Annotated in this window: 22 protein-coding genes; 19 read left to right on the top strand and 3 right to left on the bottom strand. The window is 63.9% G+C overall.

Annotation, left to right across the window (positions count from 1 at the left end; all coding sequences use genetic code 11):
- Nucleotides 1-340: 340 nt before the first annotated feature.
- From dnaE to C7G61_RS16975, 3 genes are all read left to right on the top strand, one after another.
- Nucleotides 341-3,850, top strand: a complete 3,510-nt coding sequence (gene dnaE, locus C7G61_RS16985; protein ID WP_108516187.1) for a DNA polymerase III subunit alpha — start codon at nucleotides 341-343, stop codon at nucleotides 3,848-3,850.
- A 170-nt stretch (nucleotides 3,851-4,020) separates the two neighbouring features.
- On the top strand, nucleotides 4,021-4,494 hold the full coding sequence (locus C7G61_RS16980) for a DUF2846 domain-containing protein (RefSeq protein WP_244608326.1): 474 nt from the start codon (nucleotides 4,021-4,023) through the stop codon (nucleotides 4,492-4,494).
- Nucleotides 4,495-4,862: 368 nt separating this feature from the next.
- On the top strand, nucleotides 4,863-5,282 hold the full coding sequence (locus tag C7G61_RS16975) for a CBS domain-containing protein (RefSeq protein ID WP_108516183.1): 420 nt from the start codon (nucleotides 4,863-4,865) through the stop codon (nucleotides 5,280-5,282).
- Nucleotides 5,283-5,405: 123 nt separating this feature from the next.
- Here C7G61_RS16975 and C7G61_RS16970 read toward each other — a convergent pair whose 3' ends face one another.
- The gene (locus C7G61_RS16970; RefSeq protein WP_108516180.1) at nucleotides 5,406-5,873 is read right to left on the bottom strand and encodes an aminoacyl-tRNA deacylase; all 468 of its coding nucleotides are present in this window, start codon (nucleotides 5,871-5,873) and stop codon (nucleotides 5,406-5,408) included.
- 264 nt (nucleotides 5,874-6,137) lie between these two features.
- On the opposite strand from C7G61_RS16970, the gene C7G61_RS16965 reads away from it, so the two are divergent.
- Entirely contained in the window at nucleotides 6,138-8,540 is a 2,403-nt protein-coding gene (locus C7G61_RS16965) for a caspase family protein (protein ID WP_108516351.1), read from the top strand.
- 240 nt (nucleotides 8,541-8,780) lie between these two features.
- Here the strand turns inward: C7G61_RS16965 and C7G61_RS16960 are convergent, their stop codons facing one another.
- Both C7G61_RS16960 and C7G61_RS16955 read right to left on the bottom strand, forming a co-directional pair.
- Complete coding sequence (locus C7G61_RS16960; RefSeq protein ID WP_108516178.1) at nucleotides 8,781-9,116, bottom strand: antibiotic biosynthesis monooxygenase family protein; 336 nt, start codon at nucleotides 9,114-9,116, stop codon at nucleotides 8,781-8,783.
- A gap of 112 nt (nucleotides 9,117-9,228) precedes the next feature.
- On the bottom strand, nucleotides 9,229-10,128 hold the full coding sequence (locus C7G61_RS16955) for a LysR family transcriptional regulator (protein WP_190241853.1): 900 nt from the start codon (nucleotides 10,126-10,128) through the stop codon (nucleotides 9,229-9,231).
- Between the two features lie 311 nt (nucleotides 10,129-10,439).
- On the opposite strand from C7G61_RS16955, the gene C7G61_RS16950 reads away from it, so the two are divergent.
- The 15 genes from C7G61_RS16950 to C7G61_RS16880 all read left to right on the top strand — a co-directional run bounded on the left by C7G61_RS16950 (nucleotide 10,440) and on the right by C7G61_RS16880 (nucleotide 25,489).
- Nucleotides 10,440-11,438, top strand: coding sequence for a 30S ribosomal protein S2 (locus C7G61_RS16950; protein ID WP_108516172.1), 999 nt, complete (start codon nucleotides 10,440-10,442; stop codon nucleotides 11,436-11,438).
- Nucleotides 11,439-11,572: 134 nt separating this feature from the next.
- Nucleotides 11,573-12,499 (top strand): translation elongation factor Ts, encoded by a 927-nt coding sequence (tsf, locus tag C7G61_RS16945; RefSeq protein ID WP_108516170.1) that lies wholly within the window; start codon nucleotides 11,573-11,575, stop codon nucleotides 12,497-12,499.
- A gap of 71 nt (nucleotides 12,500-12,570) precedes the next feature.
- Nucleotides 12,571-13,287, top strand: a complete 717-nt coding sequence (gene pyrH / locus C7G61_RS16940; RefSeq protein WP_108516167.1) for a UMP kinase — start codon at nucleotides 12,571-12,573, stop codon at nucleotides 13,285-13,287.
- Between the two features lie 71 nt (nucleotides 13,288-13,358).
- Nucleotides 13,359-13,922, top strand: coding sequence for a ribosome recycling factor (gene frr, locus C7G61_RS16935; RefSeq protein ID WP_108516164.1), 564 nt, complete (start codon nucleotides 13,359-13,361; stop codon nucleotides 13,920-13,922).
- A gap of 44 nt (nucleotides 13,923-13,966) precedes the next feature.
- Nucleotides 13,967-14,722, top strand: coding sequence for an isoprenyl transferase (locus C7G61_RS16930; protein WP_108516161.1), 756 nt, complete (start codon nucleotides 13,967-13,969; stop codon nucleotides 14,720-14,722).
- Nucleotides 14,719-15,564 (top strand): phosphatidate cytidylyltransferase, encoded by an 846-nt coding sequence (locus C7G61_RS16925; protein ID WP_108516158.1) that lies wholly within the window; start codon nucleotides 14,719-14,721, stop codon nucleotides 15,562-15,564. The genes C7G61_RS16930 and C7G61_RS16925 overlap by 4 nt, the downstream gene beginning before the upstream one ends.
- A 4-nt stretch (nucleotides 15,565-15,568) precedes the next feature.
- Entirely contained in the window at nucleotides 15,569-16,792 is a 1,224-nt protein-coding gene (dxr, locus tag C7G61_RS16920) for a 1-deoxy-D-xylulose-5-phosphate reductoisomerase (protein WP_108516155.1), read from the top strand.
- A gap of 43 nt (nucleotides 16,793-16,835) precedes the next feature.
- Nucleotides 16,836-18,011, top strand: a complete 1,176-nt coding sequence (rseP, locus tag C7G61_RS16915; protein WP_108516153.1) for an RIP metalloprotease RseP — start codon at nucleotides 16,836-16,838, stop codon at nucleotides 18,009-18,011.
- Nucleotides 18,012-18,184: 173 nt separating this feature from the next.
- Nucleotides 18,185-20,752: an outer membrane protein assembly factor BamA gene (gene bamA, locus C7G61_RS16910; RefSeq protein WP_108516349.1), complete on the top strand. Its 2,568-nt coding sequence runs from the start codon at nucleotides 18,185-18,187 to the stop codon at nucleotides 20,750-20,752.
- Nucleotides 20,753-20,878: 126 nt separating this feature from the next.
- Nucleotides 20,879-21,946: a UDP-3-O-(3-hydroxymyristoyl)glucosamine N-acyltransferase gene (gene lpxD / locus C7G61_RS16905; RefSeq protein ID WP_108516150.1), complete on the top strand. Its 1,068-nt coding sequence runs from the start codon at nucleotides 20,879-20,881 to the stop codon at nucleotides 21,944-21,946.
- Nucleotides 21,946-22,404 carry a 3-hydroxyacyl-ACP dehydratase FabZ gene (gene fabZ / locus C7G61_RS16900; protein WP_190241852.1) on the top strand — a complete coding sequence of 153 codons (459 nt, stop codon included), beginning with the start codon at nucleotides 21,946-21,948 and terminating at the stop codon, nucleotides 22,402-22,404. The genes lpxD and fabZ overlap by 1 nt, the downstream gene beginning before the upstream one ends.
- A gap of 138 nt (nucleotides 22,405-22,542) precedes the next feature.
- Nucleotides 22,543-23,178 carry a histidine phosphatase family protein gene (locus C7G61_RS16895; RefSeq protein WP_338026087.1) on the top strand — a complete coding sequence of 212 codons (636 nt, stop codon included), beginning with the start codon at nucleotides 22,543-22,545 and terminating at the stop codon, nucleotides 23,176-23,178.
- A gap of 180 nt (nucleotides 23,179-23,358) precedes the next feature.
- Nucleotides 23,359-23,682, top strand: coding sequence for a hypothetical protein (locus C7G61_RS16890; protein WP_244608330.1), 324 nt, complete (start codon nucleotides 23,359-23,361; stop codon nucleotides 23,680-23,682).
- A gap of 126 nt (nucleotides 23,683-23,808) precedes the next feature.
- Complete coding sequence (gene lpxA / locus C7G61_RS16885; protein ID WP_108516142.1) at nucleotides 23,809-24,612, top strand: acyl-ACP--UDP-N-acetylglucosamine O-acyltransferase; 804 nt, start codon at nucleotides 23,809-23,811, stop codon at nucleotides 24,610-24,612.
- Nucleotides 24,613-24,631: 19 nt separating this feature from the next.
- The gene (locus tag C7G61_RS16880; RefSeq protein WP_190241851.1) at nucleotides 24,632-25,489 is read left to right on the top strand and encodes an LpxI family protein; all 858 of its coding nucleotides are present in this window, start codon (nucleotides 24,632-24,634) and stop codon (nucleotides 25,487-25,489) included.
- The last annotated feature ends 14 nt before the right edge of the window (nucleotides 25,490-25,503 follow it).

Below are 25,503 nucleotides of genomic sequence, written 5' to 3'. Positions count from 1 at the left end.
AGGAACAATGTTCCTCATATGTTCTCATATCGTAGGGAGTCGGACGATGTTGCGGATGTTTGTGGAAGAAGCGGCGGCGCTGGCGTCGATTACGCTGTTTGTCGCGATGATCGCGGTCTGGGCGCAGGTGATTCCGCAGCTTTGATGCGAATCGGAAACCTGATCCAGGTCGACCCAGGCCGTCTTGCGGACGGGTTGGGGAAAAGCCGGATGGCGGGCGCGGAAGCTGCGTTCCGCGTGGACTCGGCAAGGCCAAGGCATCACCATCGCGGTGGCGAGTCGGCGCGCATCAGCGGCCGATGATCGCTCCCCACCATGATGCAAGAGCCCGTTAAGCGACATGTCCAGTGCCGGATTCGTTCATCTCCACGTTCATTCGGCGTATTCGCTGCTGAAGGGCTCGATCAAGATCGCCAAGCTCGGCGAACTGGCGAAGGCCGACCGCCAGCCCGCGCTGGCGCTGACTGACACCGACAACATGTTCGGGGCGCTGGAATTCTCCGACAAGATGGCGGGCTACGGCATCCAGCCGATCGTCGGCTGCGAACTCGCCGTCGATTTCGGCGACCAGGACCCGAATGCGCGCAATGCGCTGGCTTCAGCACCGTCGCGAATCGTATTGCTGGCGGCGCGGGAGCGCGGCTACCGCAGCCTGATGCGGCTGAACTCGCGGGCGTTTCTGGAAACGCCGGTGCATCAATCCCCGCATATCAAGCTCGAATGGCTGGAAGACGATGCCGAGGATTTGATCGCGCTGACCGGCGGCCCCGACGGCCCGATCTCGCTGGCGCTGCATGCCGATCACTTGGCGCTCGCGACAGGGCGTTGCGACCGGCTGGCGAATCTGTTCGGCGATCGCCTCTATGTCGAATTGCAGCGCCACGGCATCGACAAGGAGCGCCGCGCCGAGGCCGGCCTGATCGATCTCGCCTATGCCAAGGGATTGCCGCTGGTCGCGACCAACGAGCCATATTTCGCATCGAATGACGATTACGAAGCCCACGACGCGCTGTTGTGCATCGCCGGCGGCAAGCTGATCGCCGAAACCGACCGCGAGCAGCTCACGCCCGATCACCGCTTCAAGACCCGCGCCGAGATGGCGGTGCTGTTCGCCGACATTCCGGAAGCGCTGGCCTCCACGGTCGAGATCGCGGAGCGCTGCTCGTTTCGCCCGAAGACGCGAAAGCCGATCCTGCCGCGCTTCACGGTCGGCGCCGGCTCGGGCTCCGATGCGGAAAGCGAGGAGGCTGCGGAGCTGAAGCGCCAGGCCGAGGAGGGGCTCGCAAGGCGCCTGCAGGTTCACGGCCTGTCGCCCGGCACCACGGAAGAGGAATACCAAAAGCGTCTCGCCTTCGAGATCGATGTGATCAACCGCATGAACTATGCGGGCTACTTCCTGATCGTCTCGGACTTCATCAAATGGGCCAAGGCCCACGACATTCCGGTCGGTCCCGGCCGCGGCTCCGGCGCCGGTTCGCTGGTCGCCTATTCGCTGACCATCACCGATCTCGATCCGATTCGGTTTGGCCTGCTGTTCGAGCGCTTCCTCAATCCCGAGCGCGTGTCGATGCCGGACTTCGACATCGACTTCTGCCAGGACCGCCGCGGCGAGGTGATCGACTACGTGCAAGAGCGCTACGGCCGCGATCAGGTGGCGCAGATCATCACCTTCGGAACGCTGCAGGCGCGCGGCGTGCTGCGCGACGTCGGCCGCGTGCTGCAGATGCCGTATGGCCAGGTCGATAAACTGACAAAACTGGTGCCGCAAAATCCGGCCGCGCCGGTGACGCTGGCGCAGGCGATCGAGAGCGAACCGAAGCTGCAGGCGTTCCGCGATGAGGACCCGGTGGTCGCGCGCGCCTTCGACATCGCCCAGCGCCTCGAAGGGCTGACGCGCCACGCCTCGACCCACGCCGCCGGCATCGTGATCGGCGACCGGCCCTTGAGCGAACTGGTGCCGCTCTACCGCGATCCCAAATCCGACATGCCGGTGACCCAGTTCAACATGAAATGGGTCGAGCCGGCGGGGCTCGTCAAGTTCGACTTCCTCGGCCTGAAGACGCTGACCGTGCTCGACGTCGCGGTAAAGCTGCTCAGGCAGCGCGACATCCAGGTCGATCTGCCGACGCTGCCGATCGACGACGCGCCGAGTTACCAGATGCTGGCGCGGGGCGACGTGGTCGGCGTGTTCCAGGTGGAAAGCCAGGGCATGCGTCGCGCGCTGATCGACATGCGCCCCGACCGCTTCGAGGACATCATCGCGCTGGTGGCGCTGTATCGCCCGGGCCCGATGGCCAACATCCCGACCTATTGCGCGCGCAAGCACGGCGACGAGGAGCCGGAATATCTGCATCCGATCCTGGAGCCGATCCTGAAGGAGACGTTCGGCGTCATCATCTATCAGGAACAGGTGATGCAGATCGCGCAGGTGATGGCCGGCTATTCGCTCGGCGACGCCGACCTGCTGCGCCGCGCGATGGGCAAGAAGATCCGTGCCGAGATGGAGAAGCAGCGCGCGATCTTCGTCGCCGGTGCGGTCAAGAACGGTGTGCCGAAGGGGCAGGCCGACACGATCTTCGAGCTGCTCGCAAAATTCGCCGACTACGGCTTCAACAAGAGCCACGCCGCGGCTTATGCGCTGGTGTCCTATCACACCGCCTACATGAAGGCGCATTACCCGGTGGAGTTTCTGGCGGCGTCGATGACGCTCGAACTCAACAACACCGACAAGCTGTCGGAATTTCGCGCCGAGGCGCAGCGGCTCGGCATCAAGGTCGAGGCGCCGAACATCAACCGTTCGGGCGCCACCTTCGAGGTCGGCGAGAACACGATCTATTATGCGCTGGCGGCGCTGAAGGGCGTCGGCCCGCAGGCGGTCGAGCAGATCGTTGAGGAGCGCAAGAAGGGCGCCTTCACCTCGCTTGCGGACTTCGCAGCAAGGGTCAATCCGCGCGCGGTCAACAAGCGCATCATCGAAAGCCTGGCCGCGGCCGGCGCATTCGACACGCTCGAATCCAACCGCGCGCGCGTCTTTGCCGGCGCCGATGCCATTCTCGCCGCCTGCCAGCGCAGCCATGAGGCGGCAACGATCGGTCAAAACGACATGTTCGGCAATGCGGCCGACGCGCCGACCATCATGCTGCCGCAGATCGAGCCCTGGCTGCCGGCCGAAAAACTCCGCCGTGAATACGACGCCGTCGGCTTTTTCCTGTCCGGCCATCCGCTCGACGACTATGCGACCGTGTTGAAGCGGCTGCGGGTGCAGTCCTGGGCGGAATTCTCGCGCGCCGTCAAAACCGGCGCGACCGCGGGCAAGGTCGCGGCCACTGTTGTGTCGCGGATGGAACGGCGCACCAAGACCGGCAACAAGATGGGCATCATGGGGCTGTCAGACCCGACCGGCCATTTCGAGGCGGTGTTGTTTTCGGAAGGCCTCGCGCAATACCGCGACGTGCTGGAGCCGGGGGCTGCTGTGTTGCTGCAGCTCGGCGCCGAACTGCAAGGCGAGGACGTGCGCGCCCGGGTGCTGCATGCCGAGCCGCTGGATGACGCCGCGGCGAAAACCCAAAAAGGCCTGCGGATTTTCGTTCGCGACCCCAAGCCGCTGGATTCCATCGCGCGCCGGCTCAACATGCCGGAAGCCGCCACGCCGGGCGGTCCGGCAAAGGGCCTGCCGGCAAAGCCTGCGCCCGCGCCATCCGGCGGCGCCGATGGCGACGTCTCGCTCGTCATCATGCTCGACCTGCAGACCGAGGTGGAAGTGAAGCTGCCGGGGCGCTTCAAGGTCTCGCCGCAGATCGCGGGCGCAATCAAGGCGGTTGCGGGCGTGGTGGACGTGCAGACGCTGTAGGCCGTAGCGTTTCCGGCGGTGCAACTAACCGATCCCGCGGACAATCGCGTAAGTTGTGTTGCAGCCTCACCGCGTTCCCGGCTATGCCCTTGCAGGGGATTAGTTTTGGGGGCGTTATGTTGGGGCGTGGAATTGCGTTGCTGTCGGGTGCGTTGTTGTTGTCGGGGTGTATGACCGCCAAAGTCGGAACAGACTATGCGGCGATATCGCAGAAGATCGGTCCGCCGAAACCAGGGCTGTCCCGGGTGGTGGTGCTTCAGCAAAAGCGCGACGGCCTGTCCATGTCCCTTTGCGCCTGCGACGTGAAGCTGGACGGCAGTCCGATCGGCAAGGTGCTCGTAGGAACCTACGCCTATGCCGATGTCCCGGCAGGCCCGCATCAGGTCACCGCGACCGAAGTGCTGTTTCCCGGCGAGACCAGGCGCGATTTCACCACGGCACCCGGACGCACCTATTTCTTTCTGCTCAAGTCGAGCGCGAGGCATGACGCGGTAACCGGTACGACCATGGTTGCCGGATTGGCCGGCGCCGTGGTTGCCTCTGTCGTAACGTCCGGCAGCGACAATACAGGGCCGGCCGACCTCATTCCGCTGGACGAGCCGATGGCGAGAACGACGCTCGCCGAGCTGCAATTGGCAGATTAGGCCTCAGCTCAGGGCCTGCAGCGGCTCAGTGTGCGAACAGCTAGCTACCTGCTGCTCATGCCGCCGCCGGTACGAACACGCGCAGCCGATGGCCATCGGGATCGGTCGCGACGAAGGTCGTGCTTAGCGGTGATACTGCCAAGTTATGTCAGCATCAGGAACATGATTTCTGCAGGCCAGCGCCAATAGCCGAAAGCGCATTGTGCGCGGTTGCCCATCCCGCCGCACAATGACGCAGCTCGCAAATTCAAGAAGTTTTCATTGCTTTTGCGATGCCGTCCTGCCCGATCCGGCGTATAATCGAATCTAGGGGGAACTGTTCTGCATCACGTGAATTCCACCTGAAATCGCAGCAACGGAGATCCGCCATGAAAGTCAAAGACGCGATGCACAAGGGCGTCGACTGGGTCAGCCCCGACACGCCCATCACCGAAATCGCCAAACTGATGCGTGCGCACGATATCGGCTGCATTCCGATCGGCGAGGACGACAAGCTGGTCGGAATGGTGACCGATCGCGACATCGTCTGCAAAGGGCTTGCCGGCAACGGTTTTGATGCCAGCCGCGCCAAGGCGCGCGACGTGATGACCGACGGCATCCACTGCTGCCGCGAGGACGATGATCTTGCGAAAGCGGTGCATCATATGGAGACGCTGAAGGTCCGCAGGTTGCCGGTGATCAACAAGAGCAAGCGGATGGTCGGCATGATCAGCCTGGGCGACGTCAGCCAGTTTGCGCCCAGTGATCTGCTGACCGGATGGGTGAAGAGCGTCGCGGCCCATCACTGAAGCGCCGGCCTCTTGCGATCGAATCGTCCCAAACGGCTCGCGCCTGTTCGACCGCGAACGGGTGCGGAGCATTCTACTTGAAGCCGCTCGACCGCGCCGGCGCAGTCGGCCGAACGAGCGTTTTTAATCGTGCGTGCTGAAGTGGCCGCGCCAGGCCTTCGCCGTCAGTCGCGCGAATTGCTCGCCCTCCATGCGGATCAGCGTGGCGTGATCGCCACTTTCCATGTAGATATGCCGTCGCGCATCGATGCTGTCGTCGACGATGACGTCCAGCCCGTAGCACTCGCCGAGCGGCGGTATGGCCCCGCGTTCGCAGTCCTCGAACAGCCGTTCGATTTCGTCTTCGCTCGCCAGGTCGACCTTGTGGCCGAGCTGACTTTTCAGGGCCGACAGGTGCAAATGATGGGAGGCCGGAAGGACGGCCATCATGTAGCCGCCGTCACGGCGCAGCACGACGGCCTTGGCCAGCGCCTCGCCCGGCACATGGCAGGCCTCGGCTGTGCGCGTCGATGACATGGTAGGGGCGTGGGGGATCAGGTCGTAGGTGACGCTCTGATCCAGATATTTCTGCAGGGTCGGGGCAACGGTCATGGCAGTTCCTCCATTGCATGGGCAAACCGCACATCGGGAGGAACTCGCGCAGCCGCCTCACGATGCGGGCGAACACGATTTAGGCAAGAGGATACGCCCGCCGGGCGGCCGCGACAATGCGAATTTCGGTGCAGGAACCGGGCGGGGCGGGGACACAAGGCGTGATTTGACCGCGTCATGCCTTGCTGAGAGCGCATTTGTTCAAGACATGTTCAGCTTAACGCGCGTTCCATGCGGCGCTTGGGCGGCGACAGGGTGGAAACCATGCGGTTAGCAAGAAGTTTGTCGATCCTTTCGGTGTGTCTCGTTGCAATGTCCGGACTGGCGGGACATTTGAACATCGCCGCAGCGCAGCAGCCGGAAAAGCGCATTGCGCTGGTGGTCGGCAACGCCGCCTATGCGAAATCGCCGTTGGCGACCGCGGCCAACGATGCCGGCCTGATCGCGCAGACCTTGCAGGCGGCCGGCTTTGACGTGATCGGCGCCCGCGATCTCGATGGCGACACGCTGCGCAAGAGTTTCCGCGACTTCATCCAGAAAGCCGAAACCTCGGGGCCGGACACGGTCGCGATGGTGTACCTGGCCGGCTACGGGCTGCAACTGGCGGGCGAGAACTATTTCGTGCCGGTCGATTCCGCGATCAACCGCGATACCGACGTGCCGATCGAGGCGCTGCGGACCGGGGACTACATCCGCCAGCTCGCCTCGCTGCCGCTGAAGGCCGGCATCGTTGTGCTGGACGCGGCACGGCAACAGCCTTTCGTCAACGGACAAATCGCAAGCGGTCTCGCTTTGGTCGAGGCGGACCCGCACATGCTGATCGCATTCAACGCGGCGCCCGGAACGGTCGCGCCGGCCGAGCAGGGACCGTACGGCATCTACGCCCAGTCGCTGGCCGAGATGATCCGGACCGGCGGATTGCCGCTGCCGGAGGTTTTCAACCGCGTGCGGCTTCGCGTCAACGAGGCGAGCAAGGGCGCGCAGGTGCCCTGGGACAGCCAGAAGGTCGACGCGGCCTTCACGTTCTTCGAGCGCGCACCGGATGCGCCCGCAGCCGCAGCTACGCCGCCGGACCAGGTCGCCGCCGTCCGCAGCAAGCCGATCCGCGATCTCGGCGTGCAGGACGCCTACGCCGCGGTGCTGGAGCGCGACACGCTGCCGGCCTATGAGGATTTTCTCGCCGCCTATCCCGACGATCCGATGGCGAAGCGGGTGAGGGCGATCGCGGCGGCGCGGCGCGAAGCGATCACGTGGCGCCGCACCTACCGCACCGACACGCCGAACGCCTATTGGTCGTATCTGCAACGCTATCCACGCGGGCCTCACGCCGCCGACGCGCGCCGCCGCCTTGCCATTCTCACCGCGCCGATCGAGCCGCCGCCGACATTTGATGTCATCGACTACGACGTGCCGCCGCCGCCACCGGAAGAGTTCATCTATATCGATCGGCCGGTGCTGGCCTTCGGCGATCCCGAGTTCGATTTTGTCCCGCCGCCTCCGCCGCCGGTCTACTACCTGCCGCCGCCGCCGGATGATTTCGTGATACTGGAGCCGCCGCCGCCACCGATCGGGCTGTTCATCCTGCCGCAGCCGATCTTTGTGCCGATACCGGTCTATGTGAGGCCGCCGCGCTATGTGGCGCCGCCGCCGAACAACATCATCTTTGCGAACATTCACAACAGGGCCGTCATCAACAACGTGATCAACAGGCCGCAAACGCCTTTGCCGGCGGCCGGGCCTGGCGCCAGACCTGTTGGACGCCCCGGCGCCCCGGAGGCGACAGTTGCGCCGGCGCAGCGTGGTGGCGCCACGCCGACATTGCCGCCTGCCGTCGCGCAGAGGGCGACGCTGATTCAGCAGGGCAGAGCGCCGGTACCGCCGAGCGCTACGATCAATCCTGCCGTGAGAACTGGTTTGCCCGGCGCTCCCGCGGGACCGACCGGGAGGCCGAACGCGACGCAGCCGGTGAACGCGCCGCCAGGCACGTCGCCTTCGACACAGCCCTCGCCGAGGATCAACGCCCTGCCGGTTCCAGGCGCCAGGGGCGCGCCGCCCGCGCCTCCAAGTGCTGCGGTATCACCGGGGGCCGTGAATCCGAACGCACGGCTTGCGCCGGGCGCGCCCCGTCCGGGATCGGCCGCACCGGCTGCACCCAGCGCGGCTACCGGCTCCAGGCCCGCCATCGGGGCGACGGCTCCGGCTGGCCAGCAGCCAAGGGTGGCCGCGCCGCCACCCAGCGCCGCGGCGCCGCCGAAGCCGAGCGCTACCGTCGCTCCGAGACCTCAACTGCAGCCGGAATTGCGGCGGGCCCCGCCGCCGTCGGCTGTACAGGCGGCAAGGCCGCCGCCACCACCGGCGGCCCGCATCGCTCCGGCCCCTCCGCCGCCGCGGATGGCCGCGCCGCCGCCTGCACCGAGGATGGCCGCGCCGTCTCCGCCACCTCCACGTATGGCCGCGCCGCCGCCGCCAAGGATGGCCGCACCACCCCCGCCACCTCCGCGGATGGCCGCACCGCCCGCGCCACCCCCGCGGATGGCCGCGCCGTCGCCTCCACCAAGGATGGCCGCACCACCCCCGCCGCCGCCCCGGATGGCTGCTCCGCCACCAGCGGCGCGTCCGGCGCCTCCGGCGGCGGCTAGGGGGTGCCCGCCGGGTGCCCGATGCTGATTGTTAACGGGGCCAGATCGCCGGGTCTGGCCGGGTTGGACATGAAGCTTTCCGCCGTTTCCGCTTCAAGGCCGCGCCGCAGGTTGCGGGCCCGATGTCCAGCGTGGCTGACGCCCAGAGCCTGTAGGGCCTTGTCGCGTCTTTTCGTCGATGGCGCGTAATGCAGGCGGGCCTAGCTAGAGTGCGATGACTTTTCTTCGAATCGTCATCCCCTCTATCTCAGCAGCGTGGGCGGTACGATCACGCAGAGATTCCTCCCTCGGCCTTCGCCTCGCGCTTCGTCGTCCATGACCGACCGCGGATCACGCTGCAGATCTGAAACTTGTAGTCGCTAAAAAAACTCTCGATGCCGCGCCGCTTGGCCTTGCCGTGTTCGGGATGGACTTGCCAGGCGCGCAAAGCCTCCTCGGACTCGAATTCAACGATGGTCACGCGTTCTCCGTCTTCGGCGACGAAGCCCTTGTGCGAAATGTAACCCGGGACCGTTTGAGCCAGTTTGCTCATCTGCTTCGCCATCGGACCATATTCATCCTGAACTCCGGGGTTCATCCGGGTTCGAAACACCGTAACGATCATCGGCGAGCTTCCTGTTCTGACCGGACCCAAAATCGATCTGTCTGGTGAACCTGCGATCGCCTGCAAAATAAATCAAATGCATAATCTGTATTATGATTATGCGAGCAGATAACTAGTCGAGTTTGGCCCGGAGCTCGCCCTCGAGCAATTCGAGCGCGGGATCGAAGCGACCCGGCGAGGCGCTGCGGATCAAAGTGACGGTCGCCGGTAGAATGAAGTCCGGTACGTCCAGGATCTGCAACGCTTGACGATGCGGGCTGTGCTCGAACAGGCGCCGCGGCACCAAACCCAAGCCGCCGCTTTGGGTAAGCAGCGACAGTTGAAGGTCCTCGCCAAAGACCTCAGCCGCGATGTGAAGGGGAAGCTGCAGCCTGTCGAATGCTTTCACCAGAGCGGCACGGCAGCCGCACCCCGGCGGATTCAGAAACCACTCCTTGTCGGCGAGATCGCGCAGCCGCCAGGGATGGCCACCGGGCTTTGCCGGCGGCCTGGCCGGCGCAACGATGACGACTTGTTCGGGGCCCAGCGCAATGGCGCTCACGCCCGCTGGGACCGTATGCGCTTCGGTCAGCAGACCAATCGCGCAATCGAGTCCGCCGCTGCGGACATCCTCGATGAGAAATGTGCTCCAGTGCGAACTGATCTGTAACCGGATCCGCGGGAACGTGCGCCGAACCGCATCGAGCGGCGTGGTCATGACAATATCGCCCAGCCCGTGCGCGACGCCTGCTTTCAAATGGCCCGCGGGATCCGCGGCCTTCGCGGTGCAGGCTTCCAGTTCCGACACCGCTGTGAGCACCCGCCTGCAGCGCTCCAGCACGTGGCTGCCCAGCGAGGTCAATGCTGCAGGCTTCACGGCCCGGTTGAACAGGGGGGCGCCGCCGATGGCGGCCTCGAAATTCTGGATGCGCCGGGTTGTCGCCGGCTGGGTCAGATTGAGCCGAGCGGCAGCGCGGTTGACGGAGCCCGCTTCGGCGACCGCCACAAAGGCTTCAATGTCCTGTAGGTTCATGCGTTTGGGGTATAATCTGGATACCATTATGCAGAAAGCCCGGTCTTAGGTCCGCTTTTGGGCCTGTTAAGCCGGGATAGGGGCCGTTCCGGGCATTTTCGAGCGCCCCCGCCGGCACCTGAGGCCACCGGTCCAATTGGCAGGCGCGGGGCCTGGAAACCGGCCTTATTTCCTTGCTTCTGGCTGGAATCCGGCTATACACCGCGCCATCTCACACGGAAACATGGCTCAAAAGGCCGTCCGGTGGCAGCCGGGCCATAAGGCTCGTTTGCTCACACGTTTCCGGAGGAACCAACCGGAGAATCATCACTATGTCGCTACCCGATTTTTCTATGCGTCAGCTGCTTGAAGCTGGCGTGCACTTTGGCCACCAATCGCACCGCTGGAATCCGAAAATGGCGGAGTTCATTTTCGGCGCCCGCAACAACATCCACATCATCGATCTCGCCCAGACCGTGCCGATGCTGCACACCGCGCTGAAGGCGGTAAGCGACACCGTCGCCAAGGGCGGCCGCATCCTGTTCGTCGGCACCAAGCGCCAGGCGCAGGACGGTGTTGCCGAAGCGGCCAAGCGCTCGGCGCAGTATTTCGTCAATTCGCGCTGGCTCGGCGGCACGCTGACCAACTGGAAGACGATCTCGGGCTCGATCAAGCGCCTGCGTCACCTCGATGAAGTGCTCTCGTCCGGCGAGGCCTCCTCCTACACCAAGAAGGAGCGGCTGACGCTGCAGCGCGAGCGCGACAAGCTCGACCGTTCGCTCGGCGGCATCAAGGACATGGGCGGTCTTCCCGACATGATCTTCGTGATCGACACCAACAAGGAAGACATCGCGATCCAGGAAGCGCAGCGGCTCAACATTCCCGTTGCCGCGATCGTCGATACCAACTCCGACCCCAAGGGCATCACCTTCGTGGTGCCGGGCAATGACGACGCCGGCCGCGCCATCTCGCTGTATTGCGACCTGGTGGCCCGCGCCGCCATCGACGGCATCTCGCGCGCCCAGGGCGACCACGGCATCGACATCGGCGCCTCCGCTCAGCCGGCCCGCGAGGAAATTCCGGCCGCTGCCCAGCCGACCGGCTTCCAGGGGCTGGCCGGTCCGCGCGGCACCGCCGACAACCTCAAGAAGCTCACCGGCGTGTCGGGTGCGATCGAGAAGAAGCTCAACGACCTCGGCATCTTCCACTACTGGCAGCTCGCCGAACTCGACCACGATACCGCGCACAAGATCGGCGAAGAGGTTGGTCTTCCGAGCCGCGCCGATGCCTGGGTTGCCCAGGCCAAGACGCTGACCGCGGAAGCGGAATAATCGGTACGCCGCGTGGCCGGGTCTTCCGGCCACCGGTTCTGCTCCCCAGATTACGACATTCCCTGTAGCTGACGGCGGCACGGCGCAAAGCGTGCGCCGCGCCCGCGGCCAACAGGCAAGAAGGATATTCGACGATGGCAACGATCACTGCGGCGATGGTCAAGGAACTGCGCGAGTCGACCGGCGCAGGCATGATGGACTGCAAGGCAGCGCTCACCGAAACCGCGGGCGACATGACGGCCGCGCAGGATTGGCTGCGCAAGAAGGGTCTGTCGAAGGCTGCCAAGAAGGCCGGCCGCGTCGCGGCGGAAGGCCTGATCGGCGCGGTCACGTCGGGCGCCAAGGGCGTCGTGGTCGAAGTCAATTCGGAAACCGATTTCGTTGCCCGCAACGAGCAGTTCCAGGGCCTCGTCAAGATGATCGCGCAGGTCGCGCTGCACAACGGCGCCGATGTCGAGACGATCAAGGCGGCCAAGGTCGGCAGCGTCACCGTCGAGACCGCGATTTCGGACGCGATTGCGACCATCGGCGAGAACATGTCGCTGCGCCGCGCGACTTCACTCGAAGTCAGCCAGGGCGTGGTGTCGAGCTATGTCCATGGCGCCGTGATCGATGGCGCCGGCAAGATGGGCGTGCTGGTCGCGCTGGAATCCGCCGGCAAGACCGATGAGCTCACCCATCTCGGCCGTCAGCTGGCCATGCATGTGGCTGCGACCAATCCGCAGGCGCTGGATCCGTCCGGCCTCGATCCGGCGATCGTGACGCGCGAAAAGGACGTGCTGGCCGACAAATATCGCCAGCAGGGCAAGCCGGAGAACGTGATCGAGAAGATCGTCGAGTCCGGCCTGAAGACCTATTACAAGGAAGTCTGCCTGCTGGAGCAGGCGTTCATCCATGACGAAAAGGGCAAGTCGGTCGCCCAGGCGGTCAAGGAAGCCGAAGGCAAAATCGGTGCGCCGGTGAAGATTGCCGGATTTGTGCGCTATGCTCTCGGTGAGGGAATCGAAAAGCAGGAATCCGATTTCGCAGCCGAGGTCGCGGCGGCCAGCGGCAAGAAGTAACCGCTGCGGTCAAAACCTTCCGGCGCCAGCGCGCCGGAAGTCACCTGCGCGGGACAAGGAAGCGATAAGCAATGGCTGAGCCGGTCTATCGTCGCATCGTGATCAAGCTCTCGGGCGAGTATCTCGCAGGCAGCCACTCCTTCGGCATCGACCAGCCTACCGTTGACCGCATTGCCGACGATCTGATCGCGGCCAAGAAGCTCGGTATCGAGGTGGCCGTCGTGATCGGCGGCGGCAATATCGTTCGCGGCGTCGAAGTTTCCTCGCGCGGCGTGTCGCGCCCGACCGGCGACACCATGGGCATGCTCGCCACCGTGATGAACTGCCTGGCGCTGGAGGCCGCGATCGAGCGCAAGGGGACGCCGGCGCGGACCCTGTCGGCGTTCGTGATGCCCGAGATTTCCGAGCTGTTCACCCGCAGTGCAGCGCACAAATACCTTTCCGAGGGCCGAATCGTCCTGCTCGGCGGTGGAACCGGCAATCCGTTCTTCACCACCGACACCACAGCGGTGTTGCGGGCGGCCGAGATCGGGGCCCAGGCCGTGCTCAAGGCCACCAATGTCGACGGCGTTTACAGCGCCGATCCCAAAAAGGACCCGCAGGCCAAGCGGTTCGATCGCCTGACGCATTCGCAGGCGATTGCCGGCGACTACAAGGTGATGGATGCGACTGCATTCGCGCTTGCCCGCGAGACGTCACTGCCTATCATCGTATTCTCGATCGCCGAGCCGGGTTCGATCGGCGCGATCCTGCGCGGGACCGGCCATGGCACGGTGGTCGCCGGCTGATACGCCAGTGCTGCTTCGAACCGCAGGCTTTTGAGATGCCGGCGGCTGGTTTCTATGGAGGGGAGAGCGTTATGCCCACGCCCGGTTTTGACATCAACGAATTGAAGCGCCGTATGCAAGGCGCCACCCACTCGCTCAAGCACGAGCTGGGCGGACTGCGGACCGGCCGCGCGGCGGCATCCATGCTGGAGCCGGTGCAGGTCGAGGCTTACGGCTCGCACATGCCGCTCAACCAGCTTGCGACCGTCAGCGTGCCCGAGCCGCGCCTGCTCTCCGTGCAGGTATGGGACAAGTCGATGGTGAAGGCGGTGGAAAAGGCGATCGTCGATTCCAACCTCGGCCTGTCGCCCGCGACCGAAGGGCAGGTGCTGCGCTTGCGGATTCCCGAGCTCAACGAGGAGCGGCGCAAGGAACTGGTGAAAGTCGCGCATAAATATGCGGAAGCCGCCAAGGTGGCGGTCCGCCATGTCCGTCGCGACGGGCTGGATATCGTCAAGAAGCTCGAGAAGAATCACGAGATTTCCGAAGACGATCAGGAGCGGCTCGCCAACGAGGTGCAAAAGGCGACCGACGGAACGATTGCGGAAATCGATCAGTTGCTTGCGGCGAAGGAAAAGGAAATCCTCACCGTTTGACGGCAACGTACACAAGAGTCGAGATTGGTCCTGGAATTCTGATAATGCCGAACGCCGCCGCCCCCGCTACGGAAGGACCGGATCGATCCGTCCCGTTGCATGTGGCGATCATCATGGACGGAAACGGGCGCTGGGCGGCAGCGCGCGGCTTGCCGCGCGCCGAAGGCCATCGCCGTGGCGTCGATGCGCTGCGCCGCGTCGTTCGCGCCGCCCATGAACTCGGCGTGCTTTACCTGACGATCTTTTCGTTCAGCTCCGAGAACTGGTCCCGGCCGGCGACCGAAATCGGCGATCTGTTCGGACTGCTCCGCCGCTTCATCCGCAACGATCTGGCGACGCTGCATCGCGACGGCGTGCGGGTGCGTGTGATCGGGGAGCGGGAAGGGCTGGAGCCCGATATCTGCACGCTCTTGAATGAAGCCGAGGAACTGACCCGGGCCAACACCAAGCTCAATCTCGTCGTCGCCTTCAATTACGGATCGCGCCAGGAAATCGCCGGCGCTGCGCAGCGGCTGGCGCGCGAAGTGGCGGAGGGCAAGCGTGATCCGGCATCGATCGACGCCGATGCGCTCGGCCGCTATCTCGATGCGCCTGATCTTCCCGATCCCGACCTGATCATCCGCACCAGCGGTGAGCAGCGGCTGTCGAACTTCCTGATGTGGCAGGCGGCCTATAGCGAACTCGTTTTCGTGCCGATCCACTGGCCGGATTTCGACAAGGCCGCGCTCGAAAGCGCCATTGCCGAATACGCCAGACGGGAACGCCGTTTCGGCGGTCTGGCCGTGAAAACCGGATCGTGACCGAACGCGAGGCCGCGCCGGCGGCGGGCCAACCCGATTCGCGAAACCTCGTCATGCGCATCGCCGTAGCCGCCGTGCTGATTCCGCTTGCGGTCGCGATCGCCTATGCGGGCGGCTGGCTCTGGACCGCGCTGGTGACGCTGGCCGCCATCGGTCTGTTCGTCGAATGGTTTGCGATCGTGGGTCTCGCCGGTGCTACCCGCGTGACGGTGCCGGGTGTGGCCGCGCTTGCTATCGCCGGGCTTTGCTTTGCGATTGGCCGGCTCGATGCCGCGCTGATCGTGCTCGGTGTCGGCCTTGTTGCGGTGGTGTCGATTGCGCCGGAGCGGCGAAGCTGGGCCGCGGCGGGATTCTTGTACGCGGCGGCGGCCGAGATCGCCTCGGTGCTGGTGCGTCTCGATCCCGTCAAGGGATTCGCCGCGCTGATGTTCGTGCTGTTGATCGTTTGGGTGACCGATAGCGGCGGCTATTTCGCGGGCCGCGGCATTGGCGGCCCAAAACTTTGGCCGCGCGTCAGCCCTAAAAAGACCTGGGCGGGCGCCGCCGGCGGGCTTGCCGCCAGCCTGGCCGTGGCGGCCGGGTTTGCCGCGTTCGATCTGGGCAAAGTAGGGCCGTTATTGCTGCTTTCCGTGGCTCTTTCGGTCGTCTCACAGCTCGGCGACCTCTTCGAATCCGCCGTGAAGCGCCGTTTTGGCGTAAAGGACTCAAGTCACATTATTCCCGGCCACGGCGGGCTAATGGATCGCCTGGATGGATTTGTCGCAGCCGTCGTCGTGGCGGCTCTTTTCGGCCTTCTGCGGGGTGGCGCCGATGGCGTCGGCCGCGGTCTTATGGTTTGGTGAAATTATGAGCGCAGTTCCATTGCGTAACAACAAGGCCGTGGCGGCAGCCGTACGCACGGTCACCGTGCTGGGCGCCACCGGTTCCATCGGCGACAGCACCATGGATTTGCTGCGCGGTGCACGCGACCGCTATTCCGTCGAGGCCCTGACCGCGAATTCCAATGTCGAAGCGCTGGCCAAACTCGCCAAGGAATTCGGCGCGCGATTCGCAGCGATCGCCGACCCCGCGCGCCTTGGTGAACTGAAGGATGCGTTGGCCGGCACGGGCATCGAATGCGGCGCCGGCGAAAGCGCCATCATCGAGGCCGCGGCGCGTCCCGCCGACTGGGTGATGGCGGCGGTGAGCGGTGCGGCCGGATTGAAGCCGGCATTGGCCGCGGTCGACCGTGGCGCGGCCGTGGCGCTCGCCAACAAGGAATGCCTGGTTTGTGCCGGCGATTTCTTCATGCAGCGCGCGGCGAAAGCCGGCGCCTGCATCCTGCCGGCGGATTCCGAGCATAACGCGCTGTTTCAGGCTCTCTCTTCCGGCAATCGCGAGGAACTGGTGCGCGTGATCATCACCGCCTCGGGCGGGCCGTTCCGCACCTGGGCGCCGGCCGATATCGAGCAGGCGACGCTGGAGCAGGCTCTGAAGCATCCGAACTGGAGCATGGGCCAGAAGATCACCATCGATTCGGCGTCGATGATGAACAAGGGCCTCGAAGTCATCGAGGCCTCCTATCTCTTCGCGCTGAGCGCCGACGAAATCGACGTTCTCGTCCATCCGCAGTCGATCATCCACGGCATGGTCGAATTCTCCGATCGCTCCGTGGTTGCACAGCTCGGCGCGCCCGACATGCGCATTCCGATTGCGCACTGCCTCGGATGGCCCGAACGAATCGTCGGCCCGTCGGCGAGGCTCGATCTCGCAAAAATCGGACAGCTGACCTTTGAAGCGCCGGATTTCGAGCGGTTCCCGGGCTTGCGTCTGGCCTACGAGGCGTTACGTACTGGACGTGGTGCGACCACGGTATTCAACGCTGCCAATGAGGTGGCGGTGGCGGCGTTCATTGCCGGAAAGATCAAGTTCGGGTCGATTGCGCGTCTTGTCGAAGCCACCATGAACGACTGGATTCGCGCCGGGAACCTTGCGCCTTTGAGCTCGGCCGACGACGCGATTGCCATTGACCATAACGCGCGAAGTAGAGCCGCCTCCCTATTGCCTCAAATTGCCTTAAAGGCATCCTAGAGGGTTGGGGACGGAGCCTTTGGCTCTTGTCGAGGGGAACCTGATGTCAGAGTTTTTTCTAAGTAGTTTCAATACGTTGGGCCATGGTCTCGTCGGCTACATTATTCCCTTCCTGTTCGTCCTGACCATCGTCGTGTTCTTCCATGAACTCGGCCACTTCCTGGTCGCCCGATGGGCGGGCGTGAAGGTGCTGACGTTCTCGCTCGGCTTCGGGCCGGAACTCGTCGGCTTCAACGATCGCCATGGCACGCGCTGGAAGATCTCCGCGATCCCGCTCGGCGGCTATGTGAAGTTCTTCGGCGACGAATCGGAAGCTTCGACGCCGGCCTCGGCCGAATCGCTCGCCGGCATGACCGAGGAGGAGCGGGCGGGCAGTTTCCATCACAAGAAAGTCGGCGCGCGCGCGGCCATCGTTGCCGCCGGTCCGATTGCGAATTTCATTCTGGCGATCGTCATCTTCACCTGTCTCTTCACTTTCTTCGGCAAGCCGAGCACGACGGCGCGCGTCGACAAGATCGAAGCCAGCAGCGCCGCCGAGCGGGCGGGCTTTCAGGTCGGCGACGTCGTCACCGCGATCGACGGCAAGAAGATCGGCAGCTTCTCCGACATGCAGCGCTCCGTCAGCGTTCGCGCCGGCGACACCCTGACCTTCACCGTCAAGCGCGGTGATTCCACGCTGCAATTAAAGGGCACGCCGGAACTGCGCGAAGTGAAGGATCCCTTCGGGAACACGCAGCGCCTCGGGATTCTCGGCATCACCCGCGCAACGTCGCCGGGAGAAGTGACCACCGAGAAGGTCGATCCGGCCAGCGCGCTTTGGCTGGGAATCAAGGAAACCTGGTTCGTCATCGACCAGACGCTCTCCTATATCGGGAACATCTTCACCGGGCGGGCGAGCGCGGACCAGATCGGCGGGCCGATTCGGATCGCGCAGATTTCGGGTCAGGTGGCCACGCTGGGACTGATTCCCTTGCTTCATCTGGCAGCGGTGCTGTCCATTTCGATCGGACTGCTGAATCTGTTCCCGGTGCCCCTGCTCGATGGCGGTCACCTTATGTTCTATACGGCCGAGGTGCTGCGGGGGCGGCCCTTGTCGGAAAAATCCCAGGAATACGGGTTCCGAGTCGGGCTGGTTTTAGTGCTGATGTTGATGGTGTTTGCCTTCTATAACGACTTCCATCAGGTGCCGTGGCTGAAGGGGCTGTTCGGGAGATCGTAGAAGCGGCTTTTTTGTGACGTTGCCCATTGGCAACGTCTTGGAATGAAAATGGAATCGCATCGCGATGTCTGGTTTGCCGCCCTGTCGAAATTGGCTACAAGCAATGCAACTTAGGGAATCTGCCGGTTCGTAGGGGTACGGGCCGGCATATGAATGACGAGGGCGCGTTGCGCATGATGTTGGGAATGCGAGTGCGGGGGGCTCTGCTGGGCGCTCTGATCATGGTTGCCGTGCCGATGGGGGGCGCGCTGGTGTCTATGCCGGCTGCGGCGCAGACGGTGGCGTCGATCTCCGTTGAGGGGAACCGGCGTGTCGAGGTCGAGACCATCCGTTCCTATTTCAAGCCAGGCCCCGGCGGCCGGCTCGGGCAGGCCCAGATCGACGACGGCCTCAAGGCCCTGATCGAGACCGGCCTGTTCCAGGATGTGCGAATCAACCAGGTGGGCGGCCGGCTGGTCGTGACCGTGGTCGAAAACGCCGTGATCGGGCGCATCGCCTTCGAAGGGAACAAGAAGGTCAAGGACGAGCAGCTTTCGGCTGAAATCCAGTCCAAGCCGCGTGGCACGTTCTCGCGCCCGATGGTCCAGTCGGACGCCCAGCGCATCACCGAAATCTACCGGCGCTCCGGCCGCTATGACGTGCGCGTCACTCCTGAAATCATCGAGCAGCCGAACAACCGCGTCGATCTGATCTTCACGGTCACCGAAGGCACCAAGACAGGCGTCAAGTCGATCGAGTTCGTCGGCAACGTCGCCTATTCGGCCTATCGCCTGAAGGACGTCATCAAGACGCGCGAATCCAACCTCTTGAGCTTCCTCGGCGGCGCCGACGTCTACGATCCCGACCGGGTCGAGGCCGACCGCGATCTGATTCGCCGCTTCTATCTCAAGAACGGTTACGCCGACGTCCAGGTGGTCGCCGCGCTGACTGAATATGACCCCGACAAGAAGGGCTTCCTCGTTACCTTCAAGATCGATGAGGGGCAGCAATATCGGGTTGCTTCCGTCGACTTCCAGACCTCCATCGCGACCCTCGATGCCGCCTCGATGCGCAGCTTCTCGCGCGTCAGCGTCGGCTCGGTCTACAATGCCGAGGCGCTTGAGAAATCCGTCGAGGAAATGCAGATCGAGGCCTCGCGGCGCGGTTATGCCTTCGCTGTGGTGCGCCCGCGCGGCGATCGCAATTTCGAAGCGCACACCGTTTCGATCGTGTTTGCTGTCGATGAGGGCCCGCGAACCTATATCGAGCGCATCAACGTCCGCGGCAACACCCGCACCCGCGACTACGTGATTCGCCGCGAGTTCGACCTGTCCGAAGGCGATGCCTACAACCGCGCGCTGGTCGATCGTGCCGAGCGCCGGCTGAAAAACCTCGACTTCTTCAAGAGCGTGAAGATCCTGACCGAGCCGGGCTCCTCGACCGATCGCGTGATCCTGATCGTCGATCTCGAAGAGAAGTCGACCGGCGACTTCTCGGTGTCGGGCGGCTATTCGACCACCGACGGTGCATTGGCCGAAGTCAGCATCTCCGAGCGCAACTTCCTCGGCCGTGGCCTGTATGCGAAGGCGGCCGTGACCTACGGTCAGTATGCGCGCGGCGGTTCGCTGTCGTTCGTCGAACCCTACCTGCTGGACTACCGCGTCGCCCTCGGCCTCGATTTGTTTTATCGCGAGCAATTGGCCAACAGCTACATCTCCTACGGCACCAAGACGGCGGGCTTCAGCCCTCGGCTCGGCTTCACCCTGCGGGAAGATCTTGCGCTGCAGTTGCGTTACTCGATCTATCAGCAGGAAATCTCGCTGCCGAACGCGCTCGCGAACTGTAACAACAATTCGAACAACGGATTGCTCGCGTTCAATCCGACGCCGGCATTCGCGCAGCTGAACGGAATTCCTGCAGGAGGCACAGCAACGTCAGGAGGCCAGTCCGCTACTGACACCTCCGGTATCGGCCTGTGGTGCTTCAGCGACGGCGAAGCCTCGCTGCCGGTTCGCAGGGAACTGCAGAGCGGCAAGGCGCTGACCTCGTCGGTCGGCTATTCGCTGAACTACAACACGTTGGACAATAACAAGAACCCGACCGACGGCTTGCTGATCGACTGGAAGCAGGACTTCGCCGGTGTCGGCGGCGACGTGAAGTACATCAAGTCGGCGGTCGACGCGAAGTACTACACCCCGCTGGTTGCTGATATCGTCGGCCTGATCCATCTCCAGGGTGGCATGCTGAACCAGTTTGGCGGCAGCGAGCTGCGCATGCTTGATCATTTCCAGATGGGGCCGAACCTCGTTCGCGGTTTTGCGCCGAACGGCATCGGCCCGCGCGATCTGAACCCCTACGGCACGCGTGACGCGCTCGGCGGAACCAAATACTGGGGCGCTTCGTTCGAACTGCAGATGCCGTTCTGGTTCCTGCCGAAGGAAGTCGGGCTCAAGGGCTCGGTCTATGCCGACGCCGGCGGCCTGTTCGACTACAAGGGCCCGACATCGTGGGCGGCGACGGGCGAAGTCAATGTGCCTGGTTGCGTGCCGCCGACGCAGGCGACGGCGACGACCAATGCCAATCCCGGAACGTGTTTGGGATTGCAGTACGACAACGGCAATGTGGTCCGCACCTCGGTCGGTGTCGGCTTGATCTGGGCCTCGCCGTTCGGTCCGCTGCGCTTCGACTATGCGGTTCCGCTTACCAAGGGTCAGTTCGACCGCGTGCAAGAATTCAAGTTTGGCGGCGGCACATCGTTCTAAGGTGTCTTGAAACGGACGGACGTCAGTCCGCGTGACGAGAACGCCAGGGAACAAGAGCAGGGTCCGGCTCCGTTTCTTTGGAGCCGGCACTCTGGTGTGAAGGCCGGCCGGACTGCGACGGGTGGAATGGCGCAGCCGATATTTTTCAAGCAACCCCCTTCCTCGACGCTGACCGAGTTGGCCGCGTTGACGGGAGCGGTATTGGTCGACCCCACACGGGGCGGTCATGTGATCAGGGGCCTCGCTTCGCTCGACGAAGCCGGCCCCATGCACTTGGCATTCTTTGACAACCTCAGATACGCCGATCAGCTCAAGGCGACCAAGGCCGGCGCCTGCCTGGTCAGCCCACGTTTCGAGGCCCAGGTGCCCGCCCATGTGGCGGTGCTGCGGGCCGGCCAGCCGTTCCGCGCCTTCGTGAAGCTGGCGCGCGAATGGCACGCGGACGCCCTTCGCCCGCAATCCTGGTTCGACAATGACGGCATCGCGCCATCGGCTATTATCGATCCGTCCGCCCATCTGGAGGATGGCGTCATCGTCGATCCGCTCGCGGTGATCGGCCCCAGGGTAGAGATCGGCGCCGGCACCGTGATCGGCGCGGGCGCGGTGATCGGCGCCGACGTCAAGATCGGCCGCGACTGCAATGTCGGCGCTCGCACCGCGATCCAGTTCGCCCTGATCGGCAACAACGTGCTGATCCATCCCGCCTGCAGCATCGGTCAGGACGGCTATGGCTTCATCTTCTTCGGCCCCGAGGGTCACCTCAAGGTGCCGCAGACCGGCCGGGTCCTGATCCAGAACGATGTCGAGGTCGGCGCCGGCACCACCATCGACCGCGGCAGCCTGCGGGATACCGTGATCGGCGAGGGCACCAAAATCGACAATCAGGTCCAGATCGGCCACAATGTAACCATCGGCAGGCACTGCCTGCTCGCGGCCCAGATCGGGCTCGCGGGCAGTCTGACGATCGGTGACAACGTCGCGCTCGGGGCCAAGGTGGGCATCAACAATCACCTCAAGATCGGCGACGGTGCCCAGGTTACGGCGATGAGCGGGGTCAAGGACGACATCCCGCCCAACGGCCGCTGGGGCGGTTTCTTTGCCAAGCCGACCAAGCAGTGGTTCAAGGAGATCGTTGCAGTGGAGCGACTGGCGCAGGGTGGCAGGGCCGCTCCGAAGGGCGAGGGACGGGAGTGATGGAGGAGGCACCGGTCAGGTTTGAACTCGTGGATATCAACGAGATCCTCAAGACGCTTCCGCATCGTTATCCGATGCTGCTGATCGACCGGGTGATCAAGATCCGGACCGATTACAGCGGCATCGGCATCAAGAACGTCACCTTTAACGAGCCACCGTTTCTCGGCCATTTTCCCGATCGTCCGGTCTATCCCGGCGTGATGATGATCGAGGCCATGGCGCAGACCGCCGGCGTCATCGGCATCAAGTCGGTCGAGGGCACCGAGAAGCCGCGCGCGGTTTATTTCCTCACCATCGACAAATGCAAATTCCGCAAACCGGTGATGCCCGGCGACACCATCGAATACCACATGCGCTCGATCGGCCGCCGCAAGGCGATGTGGTGGTTTCACGGCGACGCCAAGGTCAATGGCAGCGTGGTCGCGGAGGCCGACGTCGGCGCAATGCTGACGGATTGAATTCATCCGCCACACAACCGACGTCTTGCTGCTATCTTTATTCAATCGTTGGTAGTGGGACCCCCGCCGAGGTCGTTTGACGAAATTTTCCGAATAATTCTGGTTTGGGCCCACGCTTCTTTTTTAACGGAGGCGTCTTTGAGCAAGCTTGCGTCTATTATTTCGTGTTTGGTCATTTTTCTGCTGATGTCGCCGCAAAGTTACGCGGCAGATCTGGGCGGTCTCGTATCGTCCCTCAAGGGTGGTGGCTACGTCATCGTGTTTCGACACGGCGCCACCGACGATAGCCAGAAGGACATCTACCCCTTCAAATTCGACGACATGACCGCGCAGCGGCAACTGAGCGAAAAGGGCCGCGAGCTGGCGCGCGAGCTTGGGGCAGCGCTGAAGAAATTGGGTGTGCCGATCGGCGAAGTCTACACAAGCCAGCTCAATCGAGCCGTCGAAACCGGCAAGCTGCTCGGCGGCAAGGACGTCTCTCCGGTGGAAGCATTGACGGACAGCAGCGCCGGCAGCGCGTCTGGGATGGCCAATCCCGACGGCAAGAACGCCAAGGCTGGACGCGCCGTGCGCGATCTCGTCAACGCGCCTCCGAAAGCCGGCGCCAATAATCTGGCGGTGACACACAAGACCAACGTCGCCGACGCCTTCGGCAAGGAATTTGCCGATATCCGTGAAGGCGAGGCGCTCGTCTACAAGATCAGCAACTCGGGGCCGGCTGTCCTGGTTACGCGGGTGCAGCCTGGCGAATGGATTGCGCAGGCCGGTAGCTAGATTTCGGTCTCGCCTGCACAGGTGCCTGCGCGGGAGGCGGCCGTGTGATCTCCGATCGATGCACATAATATCTGCTGAACGCGAGGGAACTTCAGCCCTTCCGACAGGTTTGTATGTCGGTGGGTAATTGTGGTTGCCGAGACGGGCCGCATGAAATCTCTCAGAACTGCTGTAGCGCTGATGGCCTCAACCGCTGTTCTCGTCGGGGTTGCAGCGGCCCGTGATGATGGCCGCTATGCCAACTCCCCGCTCAAGTCCTGGTTCGACAGCCTCAGAAGCGGAAAGGGGCCATGTTGCTCCGATGCTGATGGCTCTGCCGTCGCCGACGTGGATTGGGAATCCAGGGACGGTCACTACCGCGTGCGGCTCGAGGGCCAATGGATCGACGTCCCCGACGATGCCGTCATCACCGAGCCAAACCGCGCCGGCCGGACCATGGTCTGGCCGATCAAGGGAGCCTACGGGATTTCGATCCGCTGCTTCCTGCCCGGCAGCATGACCTGATGACATTCTTGATACCAGCGTGCCGCAACATGACGTAACGATACGTCACTGGACAGCGTTGGTACGTCGCGCTAACCACCCGAAAACGCGCGATATTCGCGTCCAATCGATGGGCTGGGCAGGTTAATGAGTACGATCGATCCAACCGCGCGGGTTGAGGATGGCGCTGTGATCGGCGAGGGGACGACAATCGGCCCCTATTGCATTATCGGTCGCAACGTCGTTATCGGCGCCAACTGCAATCTGATCGCGCATGTTCACGTTACCGCGCAGACCACGATCGGAGCCGGCTGCACGATCTATCCGTTCGTCTCGCTCGGCACCCCGCCGCAATCGTTGAGCTACAAGGGCGAACTGACCCGGCTCGAGATCGGTGCGGGCTGCACCATCCGCGAATCCGTCACCATGAACGCCGGCACGGTTGCCGGTGGCGGCGTGACGCGGGTCGGCGAGCGCGGCTACTTCATGAATTGCAGCCATGTCGGGCACGACTGCCAGGTCGGCAATGATGTGATTTTTGCAACCTCCGCCACGCTCGGCGGTCACTGCGAGATCGGCGATTTCGTCTTCATTGGCGGGCTGTCGGCCGTGCACCAGTTCACCCGGATTGGATCGCAGGTGATGGTCGGCGGCGTCTGCGGCGTGCGCGGAGATATCATTCCATTCGGTCTCGCCAACGGTCAGTATGCTGCTCTCGAAGGGCTGAACATCATCGGCATGAAGCGCCGCAAGTTCACCAAGGAGCGGCTGGCGAAAGTGCGCGCGTTCTATCAAAGCCTGTTTCACGGCCCCGGCATCTTTGCCGAGCGGCTGAATTCAGTGCAGCCGCTGGCTGCAGAGGATCCGGCGATTGCCGAAATCCTCGCCTTCATCGCGCAAGGCAAGCATCGCGCGCTCTGTCTTCCGGCCGATAACGGCAACAAGCATTGATGACGGGATCGCCGCAGCCATGATTTCAGCGGCTTCTGACATTTCTTCCCCCGTCGGCGTCATCGCAGGAGGTGGCGCCATGCCGTTCGCGGTGGCTGATTCGCTTAGCCAGCGCGGGATCGCGCCCGTGCTGTTCGCGCTGCGCGGCGCCTGCGATCCGGCGCGCGTCGAGCGCTTCCGCCATCACTGGATCTCGGTCGGGCAACTCGGCCGCGCCACAAAACTGTTCCGCAGCGAGGGCTGCCGCGACCTGATCTTCATCGGCACGCTGTTGCGCCCGGCACTGTCGGAAATCAGGCTGGACTGGGGAACGATCCGCGTGCTCGGCCGCGTCTGGGCGGCGTTTCGTGGCGGCGACGACCATCTGCTGTCGGGGATCGGCCGCATCCTCGAACAGGACGGTTTTCGGATGGTCGGCATCCGGGATGTCGCCCCCGATATTCTGATGCCGGAGGGAAACATCGCCCGCGCCGCGCCCGATGCCGTTGCCGCCGCTGATATCGCCAAGGGGCGGGAGGTGCTCGGCGCGCTCGGGCCCTTCGACATCGGCCAGGCCGTGGTCGTAATCGACGGACATGTGGTGGCGGTCGAGGACATCGAGGGCACTGACGGGCTGTTGGTGCGCGTGGCGCGGCTGCGCGAGGCCGGGCGCATTCGCGCCAAATCCGGCCGCGGCGTGCTGGTGAAGGCGCCCAAGAGCGGCCAGGATTTGCGCTTCGACCTACCGGCCGTGGGCGCCAAGACCATCGAGGGCGCAGCCAAGGCTGGGCTCGCCGGCATCGCCGTGATCGCCGGCCATACGATTGCCGCGGACTCGCAAGCCATGATCGAAGCCGCAGACAGCGCCGGCCTGTTCATCCAGGGCCTATCAGCGTGACGCCGTCTCGCACC

It is taken from the genome of Bradyrhizobium algeriense (assembly GCF_003062295.1).
Classification (GTDB): Bacteria; Pseudomonadota; Alphaproteobacteria; order Rhizobiales; family Xanthobacteraceae; genus Bradyrhizobium; species Bradyrhizobium algeriense.
This window is presented reverse-complemented; position numbering and strand designations above follow the sequence as displayed.